The following is a 14759-nucleotide window of genomic DNA, read 5'->3' as shown; positions in this document are numbered from 1 at the left end:
TGGCGCGGCGAAGGTTGAATGAACGGGAATGGCGATGGTGGAAAAAAGCGCGCGTCAGCGCATTCTGGACGCTGCGCTCAAAATCCTCAGGAAGGAAGGCGTCTCGGCGCTGACCCAAACCCGCGTCGCCGCTGCGGCCGGACTGCGGCAGTCGCATTTGACCTATTATTTTCCGCGTAAGACGGATTTGCTCGCCGCGACGCTCGAAGCGTCGCATGCGCAGGCGCATAAGCCCAAGCGCGGTTCGATCGGAAGCGACGTCGATCCCCTCGAAGCGGTGCGCGCGCTCATGTTCGAGCGCAACAGGATGCGCTTCTTCTTGAGCGTCGTGGCTCAGGCGAGCGACCAATCGGAAGTTCGCGCAACGCTCGCCGCGCACGCCCGAGGCGTGGCCGAGCAGCTCGCGCCGCTCTTCGGCCGGACGGCCGACGACCCCGATATCATCGCCTTTGTCGACATGCTGCGCGGCATGGGGTTGCGCCTCCTGCTGGAATCGGATGACAAGCGCCGTCCGACTGTTGATATCGACGCGCTCGCTGCGCGCTTCGGCCTCAGGCGGGCGCCTGAAGCGCGGCTTTGAGCCATGGCCTGGAGCCGCTAGAACTGTGGCCATGCAACGAATCGGTAGAAGCGCCGGCCGCCCGGAAGGTCAGCCCTACGCCCTCGCGGCGGCGTTTTTCCTCGTTTGCGCGCTGGCGCTCGCCTTTCCCTGGCTTTCCGGGCGCGTCACCATTCCCTGGGACGCGAAAGCGCATTTTTTCCCGCAATTCGCCTTTCTCGCCCATGCCCTGCACAGCGGCCAGTCGCCGTTCTGGACGCCGCACGTCTTTGCGGGGATGCCGCAGATCGCCGATCCGCAATCGCTGATTTTCTCGCCATTTTTCCTGCTGGCGGCGGCGCTCGTTCCCGAGCCGTCCTTCGTGCTGGCCGACGCGATCGTCTTCGCGATGCTGGCCATGGGCGGCCTTGCGCTCATCGCCTATTTTCGCGATCGCGGCTGGAGCGCCGCAGGAGGATTGCTCGCTGCGCTCGCGTTCGCTTTCGGCGGCTCGGCGGCGTGGCGAATTCAGCATGTCGGGCAGATCATGAGTCTCGCCTGGCTCCCGTTCACGCTGTGGCTGCTGGCGCGGGGGCTCGATCGGCGCTCGGCGCTCTACGGCGCCGCTGCGGGCGCCGCCGCCGCACTGCTGGTGCTGGGACGGGACCAGGTCGCGTTCCTCGGCGTGCTGATGCTGTCCGCCTATGCCGCCTATCGCGTCGCTACCGATGACTCGCCCAAACTCGGCGCGGTCACGCCGCTCGCCGCGGGCGCGCTCGTTGGTTTGACAATCATCGCCGTGCCGCTTGCGTTCACCCTGGAGCTCGCCGCGCATTCGAACCGACCCGAGATCGATCTCGACGGCGCATTCAAGGGCTCGCTGCCGCCGGGCTCCTTCTGGACGCTGATCTCGGCCAATATGTTCGGAACGGACGGCCCGCTCAAAAACTTCTGGGGGCCCCCGGTCGGCGAGCGCGACCTATACCTCGCGCGCAACATGTCCAATGTCTACATGGGCGAACTGACGCTCGTTTCGTTGCTCGCGGCGCTGGGCAGGCGCTTCTTTTCGGATAAGGAAATCCGCTTCTTCGCCGTCGCCGCGCTGTTTTTCGCCCTCTATGCCTTCGGCCGCTACACGCCGGCCTTCGCCTTCTTCTATCATCTTCCCGGCGTCGACCTCTGGCGCCGGCCGGCCGACGCCACCTTCCTGTTTTGCACGACTCTCGCGGTTCTCGCAGGCTATGCCTTCAATCTCATTGAGCGGGGCGACGTCACGCCGCGTACGGCTTGGCTTGTCGGCGCCGTCGCCGCGCTGTTCGCGGTCGCGCTGCTTGTCGCGGGCGTGAAGGGCCATCTCAACCAAGCCTCCTGGCCGCTCGCGACAAGCGCGATTTTTGCCGCGCTCGCTATCGCGCTAATCCTCGCGACTCGCGACAGGCTGCTGCGCGGCCCCTATCTGCTCGCGGCGGTCGCCACGCTGATGAGCGTCGATCTTACGATCGGCAATGGACCAAATGAATCGACGGCCTTGCCGCCTGAACAGTTCGACGCCTTGCGGGTCGACGGCAAGGATCCGGTGATCGCCTATCTGCGCGGCAAGCTCAAGGAGACGGCGGGGCCGGATCGTCGCGACCGCGTCGAGCTTGCGGCGATTGATTTTCATTGGCCGAACGCGTCGCTCGTTCATGGCTTCGATCATGATCTTGGTTACAATCCTATCCGGCTGCGGCTCTTCGAAGACGTAACCGGCGCCGGAGACCATCTCGCGCTTCCCGAGCAGCGCCAGTTTTCCAAGCTCTATCCTTCCTATCGCTCAGTCCTGTCGGACATGCTCGGCCTGCGATTTATCGCGACCGGCGTGCCCATCGAAAAGATCGACGGGAATTACAAGCATGGCGACTTCGTCGAGCTCACGCGCATCGGCGACGTTCACATTTACGAAAATCCCGGCGCCATGCCGCGCGTCATACTCGCAACCTGCGCCATCCACGTCGACTTCGCGGCGATGATGAAGAGCGGCGAGTGGCCGGAGGCGGACTATCGCGAGACGGTGCTCCTGGAGACGCCGCCGATCTGCCATACGCGCAAAGATGCGCCGCCGGCGACGGCGAAAATCCTCTCCTACGAGAACGATCGCATCGTCGCCGAGGCCAGCGCGCCTCCAGGCGGAGGCTGGCTCGTTTTGCACGACGTCTGGCATCCGTGGTGGTTCGCGAACCTCGACGGCGTGGAAGCGCCGATTCTGCGCGCGAATGTCATGTTCCGGGCCGTCGCGATTCCGGAAGGGCGCCATGAGGTGCGGTTCCACTTCCAGCCGCTGCGCGGATTGCTGACCGAATTGTCGCGAAGATAGCGAACGCATGTCGGCAATTGGCGCGTGACACGAATTCTCTTTGCACGGCTCCGAAGTCATTCCCGACGCGCGCAATCGTGAATCTAGAGCATAACCAACATTGTTGGATCGGCTCTGGATTCCGGGTCAGGCCTTCGACCCGCCGGGAACGACAGGGGTCCGAGCGAAGTGGATCAGCCTGAATCCGTGTTACATCCATCCCGCGATCTCGCGCTTCGCCAGGGTCTCGATCAGCGCCATGCTTTCGTCGCTGTCGTTGAGACATGGCAGTCGGGCGAATTTCTCGCCGCCTTTCTCGAGAAAGAGATCGCGAATTTCGACGCCAAGCTCTTCGATCGTCTCAAGGCAATCGGCGGAAAATCCCGGCGCGACGACGGCGATGCGCTTGACGCCGGCGCCGGCAAGCTCGATCACCACGTCCGACGTATAGGGCTCGATCCACCGCGCGCGCCCAAAGCGGGACTGAAAAGCAAGACGCAGGCTTTGGGCGTTCATACCGAGCCGTTCGCAAAGCAGTCGCCACGTCGCTTCGCAGTGCGCGCGATAAGGATCGCCGCGATCGATCTGCGCCTGCGGAAGGCCATGAAATGAAGCGATGATGACCTCTGGTTCGAAATCGAGCGCGGCGCGCGCGCGGGTAATATTCGTCGCGAGCGCGTCGATATAGGCAGGGTCGTCGTAATAGGGCGCGCCGATGCGGAGCGCCGGCTGCTTGCGCATCTCGCGCAGCGCGTCGAAAGCGGCGTCGGCGGCGGAGCCCGTGGTCGATGACGCATATTGCGGGTAAAGCGGCAGCACCGCGATCCGCTCGCAGCCTTTTACCATCAGCGATTCGATCTGCGTCGCGATCGACGGCGCGCCGTAGCGTAGCGCGTAGTCGATGATGAGGTTCGAAGCGCCAATCCGCGCCTGCAGCTTCTCGGCTTGCAGGCGGGTGAAGGTTTTCAGCGGACCCTCGCCGGTGTCGGCGTTCCAGATCGACTCATAGAGCTTCGCCGAGCGCGCGGGGCGGGTGTTGAGCACGACGCCGTAGAGGATCGGCAGCCATAGCGTGCGTGGGAGGTCGACGACTCTGCGGTCGGACAGAAATTCCGCCAGGTAACGCCGCACGGCCGCGACATCGGGCGCATCAGGCGTGCCGAGATTGACGAGAAGGAGTCCGACCGGCGCTTCTCTCGAGATCGTGGCTGACGTCATGATGAGCCTTGTTGCGGACCGCCCGCCCAGATGGCGGCGCGGCAAAAGAATATCTTCTAGCGGCGGCGGCGGTCCTGGCAACTCGTCAGATGACGATCGTCACGCGGCATGGAAATCGCTTCGCGCACGAAGGCCGGCTGATGTGCGGATTGGCCCCTCGCGAAAGGGCGCCATGAAATCCATATCTCGCAGCCGCGCCATGTGCGAATGGGACGATTTCGACACCGCCGCGCCGCAAATTCGGGCGGCGCTGGCCATGTCGGACGGGCCGGCGACGCCCCCCTTCCTCCTGCTGTCGGAGCCCGGCATCACCGCCGGCGAACAGCGCGCCTGTTCCGAGAGCTGGACCGCCGCACGGCTATTGGCGGCCGGGCCGCTGCGCGCCAGCCTCGCGATGCGCTTCGACCTCTCCGCCCGCAGCAGGATCCGCGTCGGCTATCTGTCAAACGACTTCCACGAGCATGCGACCGCGCATCTTCTCGTCGAGACGCTCGAGGCGCATGATCGCGCCCGCTTCGAGATTCGCGCTTACAGCTATTGCGGCGTCGAGGGGGCGATGCGGACTCGGCTGCGGGCCGCCTTCGACGCTTTCGCCGACATTTCGCAGCTGACCGACGCCGAGGCCGCGCGCCTCATCAATGCGGACGGCGTCGATATTCTGGTCGACCTCAAGGGCTTCACCCATGGCGCGCGCACCAGCGTGATGATGCTGCGGCCGGCGCCCGTTCAGGTCAATTATCTCGGCTATCCCGGCACGCTCGGAACGGGCGTGTGCGATTACATCGTGACCGATCGCTATGTCACGCCGCCGTCGTCGGCGTCGGCCTATTCGGAAGCCTTCGCCTATCTGCCGCACGCCTATCAGCCGCACGGGCGCGGGACGCCGCTGCGCGCGCCGCCGTCGCGGGCCGCCGCCGGTCTGCCGGCGGAAGGCTTCGTTTATTGCTGCTTCAATCAGGCCTATAAGCTCACGCCCTTTATCTTCGATCTTTGGGCGCGACTGCTCGAGGCGACGCCGGGCGCGGTGCTATGGCTCTCGGCGGCGATGCTGGCGGAAGGCAATCTCCGCAATGAAATGCGCAGACGCGGAATTGACGCCGCGCGGATGATCTTCGCGCCGCATTTGCCGCAGGCCGAACATCTGGCGCGCCTGCAACTCGCCGATCTCGCGCTCGACACGGCGCCCTTCGGATCACATACGACGGCGAGCGACGCGCTGTGGGCGGGCGTGCCGATCGTGACCTGCGCCGGCGAGACCTTTCCCTCGCGCGTGGCCGGAAGCCTGTTGCATGCAATCGGTTTGCCGGAGTTGATCGCGGCGGATTTTGACGAATATTTGGAGATCGCGCTGGTCTTGGCGGGCGACCCCGTCCGTTGCGCCGAACTGCGGGCCAAGCTCGCCGCCAATCGCCTGACGACGGCGCTCTTCGACGTCTATGCCTACACGCGCGCGCTGGAATCGCTGTTCGAAGACATGTGGCGGCGGCGTCTCGCCGGCGCGCCGCCCATGGTCATCGGAGCGGATTAAGACCCGCCGCGCGCCGCGCGCTCGAAGGCGGAGCGTTCGTCGTCAGCCATGTGAAAGGCGTGCTCCTGCGCCGGAAAGCGCCCGGCGCGAACGTCGCGCGCATAGGCCCCGACGGCCTCGCGCAGCGCCGCGCCAACGGCGCCGTAGCGGCGGTTGTGCTTGAATTCACGCGCGGTGATCCCGGCAAGATCGTTGACGACGAGCACCTGTCCATCCGTCGCGGCGCCGGCGCCGATGCCGATCGTCGGCGCGCCGATCGCTTGCGTGATCCGCGCCGCGAGTTCCTGCGGCACAAGCTCCAGCACCACAAATTTCTGTCCGGCGGCGTCGAGCGCCAGCGCGTCCTGATAAAGTTTCGCGGCGGCCTCCGCCGTCTTGCCCTGGCGCCGCTTCACGTCGTGATGCTGCGATTCAAGGCCGATATGAGCGCACACGTCGAAGCCCGCCGCCGTCAAGGCGCGCATGATTTCGAGCTGCGCGCCTTCGAATTTCACGCAATCGGCGCCAGCTTCGCGCAGCAGGCGCGAACTTTCGATCGCCTGCTGGGGCGTGTCATAGGTCGCATAGGGCAAATCGCCGATGATGTAGATTTCGGGCGCGCCGCGCCGCACCGCCGCGATATGATGCGCCATATCGGCGAGCGTCACCTCGCGCTCATGCGCATAGCCCAGAACATTCACCCCGACGCTGTCGCCGACGAGGATAATGTCGACGCCGGCTTCCGCCTCGATGCGCGCGGTCGGCGCGTCATAGGCGGTGACGACCACGATTTTCTCGCCTCGGCGCTTCATGTCGAGGAAGGTGCTGGCGTTCGACAAATGGGGCTCCGGCGCGCCTAATCGTCAGGACGACACTCTATATCAAACGGCTTGCGCTGGCTGGGAAGGCGTCAGTGCGCCACGCCGTCCCTGCAGGCGTGCGGCTGGCCGGGAACGCGGATTTCCTGGAAGCCGCCGCATTTGTCGCAGGCGGACAGCAGCGCGGAGAGGGCCGCCAGCAGCGCGAACACTCGGATTTTCCGCGTCATCTCGTCTCTCCTGGCGGCGGCTTGACGGCGCGACCATACTGGCGGAGCCGCCCTGCGGCAAGCCGCGAGGCCGTGCGCTCTTGCATCCTGCTTAAAGCTGCGTATAAACCGCCGATCGCGACGTTCCCGGCCGGGGGCTGAACGGAAGCGCTCGAGCGCATATTCCCGAAACGCACAAAGCGCTTTCGGACGAGAATATGGGCAGAGAGCGAGGGTTTAAATGCCCGTCTTCCCGTGCCTCCGCCTTCGAACTTTCCTTCTCGAGCCTTTCCGGGGGCAGGTCCCCAAGAAGCGCTCGAAGGGCTTGGCGCCGGAGCGGCTCGCGGCAACGGAAAGGCGAAAATCCATGCCTCTTTACGAGCATGTCTATCTCGCGCGTCAGGATGTTTCTCCCCAGCAGGTGGAGGCTCTGACCGCGCAGTTCAAAAACGTCATCGCGTCGCTCGGCGGCACGGTCGGCAAGACCGAATATTGGGGCGTCAAGTCGCTCGCCTATCGGATCAACAAGAACCGCAAGGCGCATTTCACCCTGATGAACATCGACGCGCCGCCGGCGGCGCTCGCCGAGATGCAGCGCCAGCAGAGCATCAACGAAGATATTTTGCGCGTGCTGACGCTGCGCGTCGACGAGCTGGAGGAGGGTCCCTCCGCGCAGCTTCGCAAACGTGAAGACGACGACCGCGGCGAGCGCCGCGGCCCGCGCGGCGACAGAGGCGATCGCGGGGATCGAGGCGACCGGGGAGATCGTCCCGAGCGTCGCCCGCGTCGTGAAGAAGGCAAGGTTGAAGGAGAGGTCGAATGAGCACCGCCCCGCGCCGTCCCTTCTTCCGCCGCCGCAAGTCCTGCCCGTTCACCGGCGCCAACGCGCCGAAGATCGACTATAAGGACACGCGTCTGCTGTCCCGCTACATCAGCGAGCGCGGCAAGATCGTGCCCTCGCGCATCACCGCCGTTTCGGCCAAGAAGCAGCGCGAACTCGCGCAGGCGATCAAGCGCGCCCGCTTCTTGGGCCTGCTGCCTTACGTGATCCGCTAAGAAGATCGCGTTTTGAAGCCTGCGGCCGCGCCCTGAAAGGGGCGCGGCTTTTTTTTGAAATTTCACGTTTAGCGCGTCCTTAGCAGTTACGCACACCTCACCCAGCGCCCGATTGACCGGAAGGCCAATTGGGCCGAAATTTCTGGGTAAGGCGGGTCCGATTCGTTCGGCTGTCTTGTCCGACGAGCAGTCGACCAAAAGTTGAATTTCATTTGCCGCTGAGGATCGTTATGGAGCAAGTCGAATTGTCCGAAGAAAAGAGAGCGTGCCTCGTGTACGTCACTGCTACCGAGGCTGGTCGCCACAAAGTGAGGGCTGGCCTTGAGGGAAGTGGCTATACCGTCTGCGAGGTAAAAGTGGAGAATGATGCCGCCATCGCGGCGCAAGCTGGTGAAACAGAGCTACCTGCTGCCCTCGTTGCTTGCATTTCAGGATCAAGTTTATGTGTTTTCTTGCTGCCTGAAATGGAAAATGAAGACTGCATTTTGGGTGATGCGGCGGGTCTTTCTAACCAGCTTGGAAAGAGAACCATTGGCATTGTCGCGGGCGCTCGAATGAAATACCCGCCCACCTTTGAAGATCAGGCCGAGTCAATGTTGCGGCTCGGTAGCGAGCGTCTTGCTGACGCTATCAGCGGCGCTGAGATATGGGAGAAACCGGACCGGTCAATAGTCTCTGACCGCGCGACTGTCCATATTCGTTGCCAATAAGACTCCCGGCTAACTATGTGAACAGCTATGCGGGTATTCTCATACAAGATTGCACGCGATTATGGATTCGCTCCTAACCCATTTCACGGCGTTTGTACGCTTGCAACATGCAAACCGAGGATACGTTCGTCCGCGCAGCTCGGTGACATTGTTGTCGGTTGTGGTTGTAAGAAAAACGGGCTTTTGGGACGCATAATTTGCGTCCTGCGCGTAACCGGAAAATGTAGCTTTCAAGACTACTGGGATAATCCGCGCTTTACGATTAAGCGTCCGTTCTTCAAGGGCAACCAAAGCCGCGCTTATGGCGACAACATCTATCATCACGACGAAAGGGGTGGATGGCTTCAAGAGCGATCTCATCATAGCTTTCCCGACGGAAGCTTGAATGCCGATAATCTCGCGCGTGATACTGGTTGCGAGCATGTTCTATGGAGCGACGATTTCACGTACTTTGGCAGAGCTGCTATTGCGATACCATCTCACTTGCGCGACTTTGAGGGAGACGATCTTTACCCGAACGTCCGAGATGCTCGTTCCAGGTATTCAAGCGCATTTGTGGCGGCTGTAAACGAGTGGTTTGAGACCTTGCCGGAGCGGGGTTGTCGCGGGCGACCGGGAGCTTGGTCATAGAAAAAATTTGTCCGTTTTTTCTTTATTAATTCGAAACGAGCGTCTGATGCTTGTATCCGCTTACGACACATTTGTGCGATCAACTGATCAATCAGTGGGTAAACCCGAAAAGGTAAGACTCGATATTGCCACCTACGGCCTTGCATCCGAAATAGGTTCAGTTGTCTCAGCAATTAAGAAGCGCCTTCTTGCCGAGGGTGGAGATGAACAGTGGGATGCTGCAAACGAAGAGATCATTGAGGAGTTGGGTGACGTCATCTGGTACTGCTTTTCCCTCGCAGGTATCGCTAACCCACAGAAGCCGATTAATATTTTTGCGCATGACATCGCCAACATAAAGCGAGAGATTGAAGGGGACGACGCTCGCGCGAACCGCATTCGCTGCGTCCTTGATCCACTTAAGCGAGATGAGTTCCTTCGGGCGGCAAAGAATTTCCCGAAACGTACAAAGCGTATGAAGTTCGAGGACTATCAGTCGATAGCTTATTTAACGGCCCGCACCGAGCCTAAGACCTTGGTTGTAGTGTGCTTGGCGTTACTGTGGCAGCTCAGCGCGCAGCTTTTGCGACGACAGCTTCCAGCGATCGAACTAGAACTCAACACAGGTCTTTCCGACCGGTCGATAAACGACTTGCTTGGTGAGATCGCTTGGAACGTATCCGCCTTGGCAAGTATCTACAAACTGAATTTAAGCGATATCGCGCAGAAAAATATAAAGAAGGTTTCTTTCAGACGAGACAGATCGCACCCAACACCATTACACGATGAAGGATGCCTGCCGCTTCAGCAGTTTCCTCGCCAATTCGAGGTCGCATTCGTGACGATCGCAAAGGGCCGGTCACGCATGTACTTCGACGGCAGGCGCCTAGGCGATGATCTCACCGACAACGCTTATGATGACGACGGATATCGCTTTCACGACGTCATGCACATTGCAAACGCGGCAAAGCTTGGTTGGTCCCCAGTCTTGCGCGATCTAATGAAGCGGAAAAGAAAGGCCAATCCTTCAATTGACGAGGTCGAGGATGGCGCCCGCGCGAGGATCGTAGAGGAAGCGATCATTAAGGCCATTCATTCCGAAGGCGAGCGCCTTGCCGAGCAGCGAGGTGGACGAGAGCCCGATATCGCCGTGCGTCTCTTTCCAGATCGAACGGAAATCACGTTTCGCTTTTTAAAGTTCATCCACAGCCTCGTAGCGGGCCTAGAAGTCGCGAATAACCGATACTGGGAGTGGGAGGACGCCATCGTAAATGGCCATGATTTGTTCCATCGTTTACGGTGTGAGGAACAGGGAACTGTAGTTGTGGATCTGAACAAGCGCTTGATCAGTTTTAAGCCAGAGGTTTCCGTGCGGCTGACCGGCAAGGTGGCGGGCATTGGATCGGCCCGCGTCGCCGCAGACGAGCTTAAACAGGAGTTCCCCTCCCAAGTGCAAGACAGCAACGATAGCAGTCGGGCAATAGATGATGCGACACGCGTTGAAGTCATAAAACGCGCCGTCCTCGGTGCCGTGGGTCTCGAGCCCAGTGAGCCCAATCTTTCGGCACTGCAAATTAGAGAACTCGAAGGCAATGAAATTAGCGTGAAGACAGCCGGCCTTGTTCGAAAAGCTTTTTGGGATCGAAATATAATTTCTTTTCGCACCACGACATTGCGAGGAGCCACAGGCGAATTCTATTGCACAGCGATTGCCCTGGCAGACGACTGATATTTTTCTGCTCCCTAAAAGAGAAATAATTGAGCGGGCTCGCTTCGTATCGGAGATATAACTTTCAGTGGATAAGGCTCCAGTCTCCACTTAGGCGGAAAGTAGGGAGGAATATTTTCTGAGCGAACTGTCGACCGATAGCGCTGCTTGATACGGGTTCGACCAGATAGACCCGCCGCATCGGGATGAGCAATGCGAGCGTACTTCGAAATCTCGCAGAAGAGGTTTTGGCAATCGATGGGATGAAGTCGTCGACCGAAGAGTCCCCCAAAATTAAGACCGCGGCGCGCGAATTCCTCCTCCTGACAATCAACCATAGCATATATAATAGCTTCGGGGCTGGCTAAGCCGTTCTGCTTAAAACATTTGGCGATGCCGTCGAGAGCTCCAGGACCGGCTACGACGAAATCTCCTTCGTCGAATTCAAGAAGCGTGGAGTAATTCAAGTCAATTGTGTATTGAAATGCTAAAAATGGTCCCAACCCCGGATAATCCAAAATCATCTCATAAGCTGAGCACAAGCTTTTAGCGCGAGTGAGTCTACCTGGCAGTCCATCGTGCATCATTCTCGTTAGCAGCGCTAGATGGTTGGTGTGCTTACGCGGATAACCGAACGCCGGCGAGGGCATGATATAAGCGGCCGAATATAGGCGATGGCCCCTTTCCGCCATTCGGTCGAGGACGCCTGCTATCGAATCCATTTGAGCGCTTTGCCAGTTCAAGGGACCTAATTCCCTCTCGAGCCGCTCCCACGTTTCAATGCGGTTAAATAGTTTGAAAAGCATTGTTCGAAAAAAGACGTCGACGGGTGTCTGAGAGCGATCGTTACGATATTGAACCTCTCTGATAAGATATTGGCTGACACGATCCGCTGCACGAAACGTGTTCGTGAAGCGATACTCGCGTAAAATCCGATCCTCAGTCCACGGACCAACCGAGTTTTCGAGGCGGCAATAATACATCGCCAATCGCTCGGCTGCAAAACGCCAATACGTATCAAAGACCTTGGTTGTGGAAGGGAGGAGCGACATCAGCTAAACCCTAGCAAAATCGGTGCAGGCGGGCGAGGTACGATTTCTCGTTGAAACGTGATATCAACCGGAAATGGCATAGCGTGCGTGTCTTTCAAAAAGACTAGACTCAAAAAAGTCCAAACGGTGGTGGACAAAAAGGTGCGCGCCATTGCGTGGCCTACCCCGCCGGCTGCTGCGCGCCGGCTTCGTAAACCCCGTCGAGCGGCGTCGTCGAAACGGTGGGCTCGGTCATGAACTGCGCCGCCGCGAGCATCGCGAAGCGACCGCCTTTCGCGACCAATTCGTCGAAGCCGCCGCTCTCGACGATCTCGCCCTGATCGAAGACGAGGATGCGGTCGGCGTTGCGCACCGTCGCCAGCCGATGGGCGATGACGAAGGTCGTGCGGCCCTTCATCGCCGCCTCCAGCGCCTTTTGGATCATCCGCTCGGTCGTCGCGTCGAGCGCCGAGGTCGCCTCGTCAAAGACCATGATCGGCGGGTTTTTCAACAGCGCCCGGGCGATCGAGAGCCGCTGGCGCTCGCCGCCCGAGAGCGAGCGGCCGCGTTCGCCGACGCGCGTCGCCCGCCCGTCGCTCTGATGCGCGACGAATTCCGTCGCCTGCGCCAGTTCGAGCGCATGGGCGATCTCCTCGTCTGTCGCGTCCGGATTGCCGATTCGCAGATTTTCTTCGATCGATCGCGCAAACAGCATCGGCTCTTGAAAGACGACGCCGATGTTGCGGCGAAGCGAGCTTAGAGTGAATTCGCGGATGTCGACGCCGTCGATTTTCACAGAGCCGCTGTCTGGATCGAAGGCCCGATGCAAAAGCCCGAGCGTCGTTGATTTTCCAGAGCCCGTCGAGCCGACGAGCGCGATCGTCTCGCCAGGTTTCGCTGTAAACGACACGTCGCGGACCGCGGGCCGTCGTCCGTCGTAGGCAAAGGTGACGTTGTCGAATTCGACCGCGCCCACAAGCCGCTCCGCGTCGCGGGCATGCGGGCGATCGGCGACGCTCGCCGGCGTGTCGATGACGCCGAAGAATTCCGCGATCTTCGCGGACTGCTGGAATAGGACATTGACGAAGCCGACCGCCTGTTCGAGGCGGGCGATCAGCATGGTTGCAAAGCTCATGAAGGCGACGATCTCGCCGATCGTGGCGAGGCCGCGCAAATGCAGCCAGATTCCCAAAAGGAAAATCGCCAAAATCGTCAGCGTCGCCGAGGCGCGGCTGGCGACGGCGACGAAGGCCCACCAGGAGAGAACAGGCATTTGTGCCGCGATGACGTCATCGATGATGCGGTTCAGCGCATGCGACTCGCTTTCGATGCGCGTAAAGCTCTGCACCACCGGGATATTGCCAAGCGCATCCGACGCATGTTCGGCGAGCGTCGAATTGTAGCGCTCGACCTGACCCTGCAGATCTTCCGTGCGTCGCAGGACGAAGCTCGTCACGAAATAGAAGATCACGACAAGCGCCATGAGCAGCGAGCCGAGCCGCCAATTGACGAATAGCGTCGCCGGCAACAGCACGAAAAGCGCAACGAAGGACGCGCAGTTCTCGCGAAAGAACGACAGCCACAGCCCCGACATGGCGTTCGCCCCGTCGAGCATGATCTTTAACAGACGTCCGGAGTGGACGTTGGTGTGAAAACTCAGCGGCAGGCTGAGAACGTGGTCGAAATAATCCGACATGATCGCAAGCCGCCGGCGATGCGCGAGACGATCGGCGTTGAGCCCGACGAGGATGGCGCCGCCGATCGAAAACAGGCCGAAGGCGGCCCAGGCGGACACGAGCGGCAGCAGATCGCTCCACGTCAAAGTTGCGCCGGGCGCTTGCGCGCGCGTCATGCGGTCGATGATGCGCCCAAAGAGAATCGGCTCGGCGAAGGCCGAGATCGCGAGCGCCAGATTGGCCGCGACCAGTATGAGCGCAAGCCGCGCCTGAGGCCGCAACAGCCCCAGCACGCGCACATAAACTTTAAAGACGGACATTGACGACGCCTGCCAGCAGGGAAGGGTTCAGCAAACGTGCGACGAATCGCAACTCGCGTTTGCTTCGAATAACATGGCGAGTGTGGCGAACGCGCTCTACAGGGCTGGCCGCTTGCGCGCAAGTTTTGCAAGTGAGAACTTGCGATCGCTTCCGGCGGCGTCTCGCCGAGCTATTCGTCCTCGCCGAAGCGATTGGCGACGAGCGTCTCCAGCGCATCGAGCGCCGCCTTCGCCTGTGGTCCGGTCGCCGTGACGGCGATGGTCGTGCCCTGGCTGGCGCCCAGCGTCAGAATGCCCATGATCGAGCTGCCGCCAACGGTTTCGTCGCCTCTCGAAACAGTGATGACGGCGTCGAATTTTTCGCAGCACTGCACGAATTTTGCGGTTGCGCGGGCGTGCAGCCCCTTCTTGTTGACGATCGCGAGCTCCCGCGACATGGCGTCTTCGGCCGCAGTCTGATGCAATTTATCGGTCACGAGATCATTCATTTAGCGTTGAGCACTTTGCTGGCGATGTAAACATATTTGCGGCCGGCGTCCTGCGCCTGCAGCACCGCCTGCTCCAAAGGTTGCGTATCGCGGACCGAAGCGAGTTTGATCAGCATTGGCAGGTTGACCCCCGCGAGAACCTCCACCTTTCCGCCATCCATTACGGATATTGCAAGATTGGAGGGCGTGCCGCCGAACATATCGGTGAGCAGCACCACGCCTTCGCCGCTGTCGGCCTCGCGGATCGCCTCAATGATATCCCCGCGCCGGCGCTCCATATCGTCCTCGGGCCCAATCGAGATCGCCGCAATCTGCTTTTGAGGTCCGACGACGTGTTCGAGCGCCGCGCGAAACTCAGTGGCAAGGTGGCCATGGGTCACCAAGACCATTCCGATCATACGACCCTACCACTCATGAAGACGTCTCTTGCGCGCCGATGTCTCGTAAAATGCGTCGGCCCGCAAGGGCGAACGGAGCCAAATTGCATCCCAGGAGGAGCCGTTGCGCCCGCCGTGATCGCCCCGCTCAACAGGGGCGAC

At 60.7% G+C, this 14759-nt stretch carries 15 protein-coding genes; 8 read left to right on the top strand and 7 right to left on the bottom strand.

Features of this window, described 5'->3' with window-relative positions; all coding sequences use genetic code 11:
• The first annotated feature begins 34 nt into the window (after positions 1-34).
• Both EHO51_RS12775 and EHO51_RS12770 read left to right on the top strand, forming a co-directional pair.
• On the top strand, positions 35-580 hold the full coding sequence (locus EHO51_RS12775) for a TetR family transcriptional regulator (protein WP_164479394.1): 546 nt from the start codon (positions 35-37) through the stop codon (positions 578-580).
• A gap of 31 nt (positions 581-611) precedes the next feature.
• Complete coding sequence (locus EHO51_RS12770; RefSeq protein ID WP_124739200.1) at positions 612-2891, top strand: hypothetical protein; 2280 nt, start codon at positions 612-614, stop codon at positions 2889-2891.
• Between the two features lie 189 nt (positions 2892-3080).
• On the opposite strand, the gene hemH is transcribed toward EHO51_RS12770, so the two are convergent.
• A complete protein-coding gene (hemH, locus tag EHO51_RS12765; RefSeq protein ID WP_124739199.1) occupies positions 3081-4088 on the bottom strand; it encodes a ferrochelatase in 1008 nt (335 codons plus the stop codon).
• Between the two features lie 172 nt (positions 4089-4260).
• Between hemH and EHO51_RS12760 the strand changes: the two genes are divergently transcribed.
• Positions 4261-5616, top strand: a complete 1356-nt coding sequence (locus tag EHO51_RS12760; protein WP_124739198.1) for a UDP-N-acetylglucosamine-peptide N-acetylglucosaminyltransferase — start codon at positions 4261-4263, stop codon at positions 5614-5616.
• Here the strand turns inward: EHO51_RS12760 and panB are convergent.
• Entirely contained in the window at positions 5613-6407 is a 795-nt protein-coding gene (gene panB, locus EHO51_RS12755) for a 3-methyl-2-oxobutanoate hydroxymethyltransferase (protein ID WP_245434884.1), read from the bottom strand. The genes EHO51_RS12760 and panB overlap by 4 nt on opposite strands.
• Before the next feature lie 98 nt (positions 6408-6505).
• Positions 6506-6643: a hypothetical protein gene (locus EHO51_RS20540; RefSeq protein ID WP_164479393.1), complete on the bottom strand. Its 138-nt coding sequence runs from the start codon at positions 6641-6643 to the stop codon at positions 6506-6508.
• 346 nt (positions 6644-6989) lie between these two features.
• Here EHO51_RS20540 and rpsF point away from each other — a divergent pair, with 346 nt between their 5' ends.
• From rpsF to EHO51_RS12735, 5 genes are all read left to right on the top strand, one after another.
• Positions 6990-7445, top strand: a complete 456-nt coding sequence (rpsF, locus tag EHO51_RS12750) for a 30S ribosomal protein S6 (RefSeq protein WP_124739196.1) — start codon at positions 6990-6992, stop codon at positions 7443-7445.
• The gene (gene rpsR / locus EHO51_RS12745) at positions 7442-7678 is read left to right on the top strand and encodes a 30S ribosomal protein S18 (protein WP_014890780.1); all 237 of its coding nucleotides are present in this window, start codon (positions 7442-7444) and stop codon (positions 7676-7678) included. The genes rpsF and rpsR overlap by 4 nt, the downstream gene beginning before the upstream one ends.
• A gap of 230 nt (positions 7679-7908) precedes the next feature.
• Positions 7909-8388, top strand: a complete 480-nt coding sequence (locus EHO51_RS12740) for a hypothetical protein (RefSeq protein ID WP_124739195.1) — start codon at positions 7909-7911, stop codon at positions 8386-8388.
• A 27-nt stretch (positions 8389-8415) separates the two neighbouring features.
• The gene (locus EHO51_RS21395) at positions 8416-9018 is read left to right on the top strand and encodes a hypothetical protein (protein ID WP_164479392.1); all 603 of its coding nucleotides are present in this window, start codon (positions 8416-8418) and stop codon (positions 9016-9018) included.
• A gap of 46 nt (positions 9019-9064) precedes the next feature.
• Positions 9065-10726: a MazG nucleotide pyrophosphohydrolase domain-containing protein gene (locus tag EHO51_RS12735; RefSeq protein ID WP_124739194.1), complete on the top strand. Its 1662-nt coding sequence runs from the start codon at positions 9065-9067 to the stop codon at positions 10724-10726.
• A gap of 14 nt (positions 10727-10740) precedes the next feature.
• Here EHO51_RS12735 and EHO51_RS12730 read toward each other — a convergent pair whose 3' ends face one another.
• From EHO51_RS12730 to EHO51_RS12715, 4 genes are all read right to left on the bottom strand, one after another.
• Entirely contained in the window at positions 10741-11757 is a 1017-nt protein-coding gene (locus EHO51_RS12730) for a nucleotide kinase domain-containing protein (RefSeq protein ID WP_124739193.1), read from the bottom strand.
• A gap of 160 nt (positions 11758-11917) precedes the next feature.
• Entirely contained in the window at positions 11918-13732 is a 1815-nt protein-coding gene (locus tag EHO51_RS12725; protein ID WP_124739192.1) for a glucan ABC transporter ATP-binding protein/ permease, read from the bottom strand.
• Between the two features lie 170 nt (positions 13733-13902).
• Positions 13903-14220, bottom strand: coding sequence for an HPr family phosphocarrier protein (locus EHO51_RS12720; RefSeq protein WP_124739191.1), 318 nt, complete (start codon positions 14218-14220; stop codon positions 13903-13905).
• On the bottom strand, positions 14217-14618 hold the full coding sequence (locus EHO51_RS12715; RefSeq protein ID WP_018406034.1) for a PTS sugar transporter subunit IIA: 402 nt from the start codon (positions 14616-14618) through the stop codon (positions 14217-14219). Before EHO51_RS12715 ends, EHO51_RS12720 begins: the two co-directional genes overlap by 4 nt.
• Between the last annotated feature and the right edge of the window lie 141 nt (positions 14619-14759).

This window comes from Methylocystis rosea, assembly GCF_003855495.1.
In the GTDB taxonomy this organism is placed as follows: domain Bacteria; phylum Pseudomonadota; class Alphaproteobacteria; order Rhizobiales; family Beijerinckiaceae; genus Methylocystis; species Methylocystis rosea_A.
Note: the sequence above shows the minus strand (reverse complement) of the source record. Positions and strands in the feature narration are given on the sequence as shown.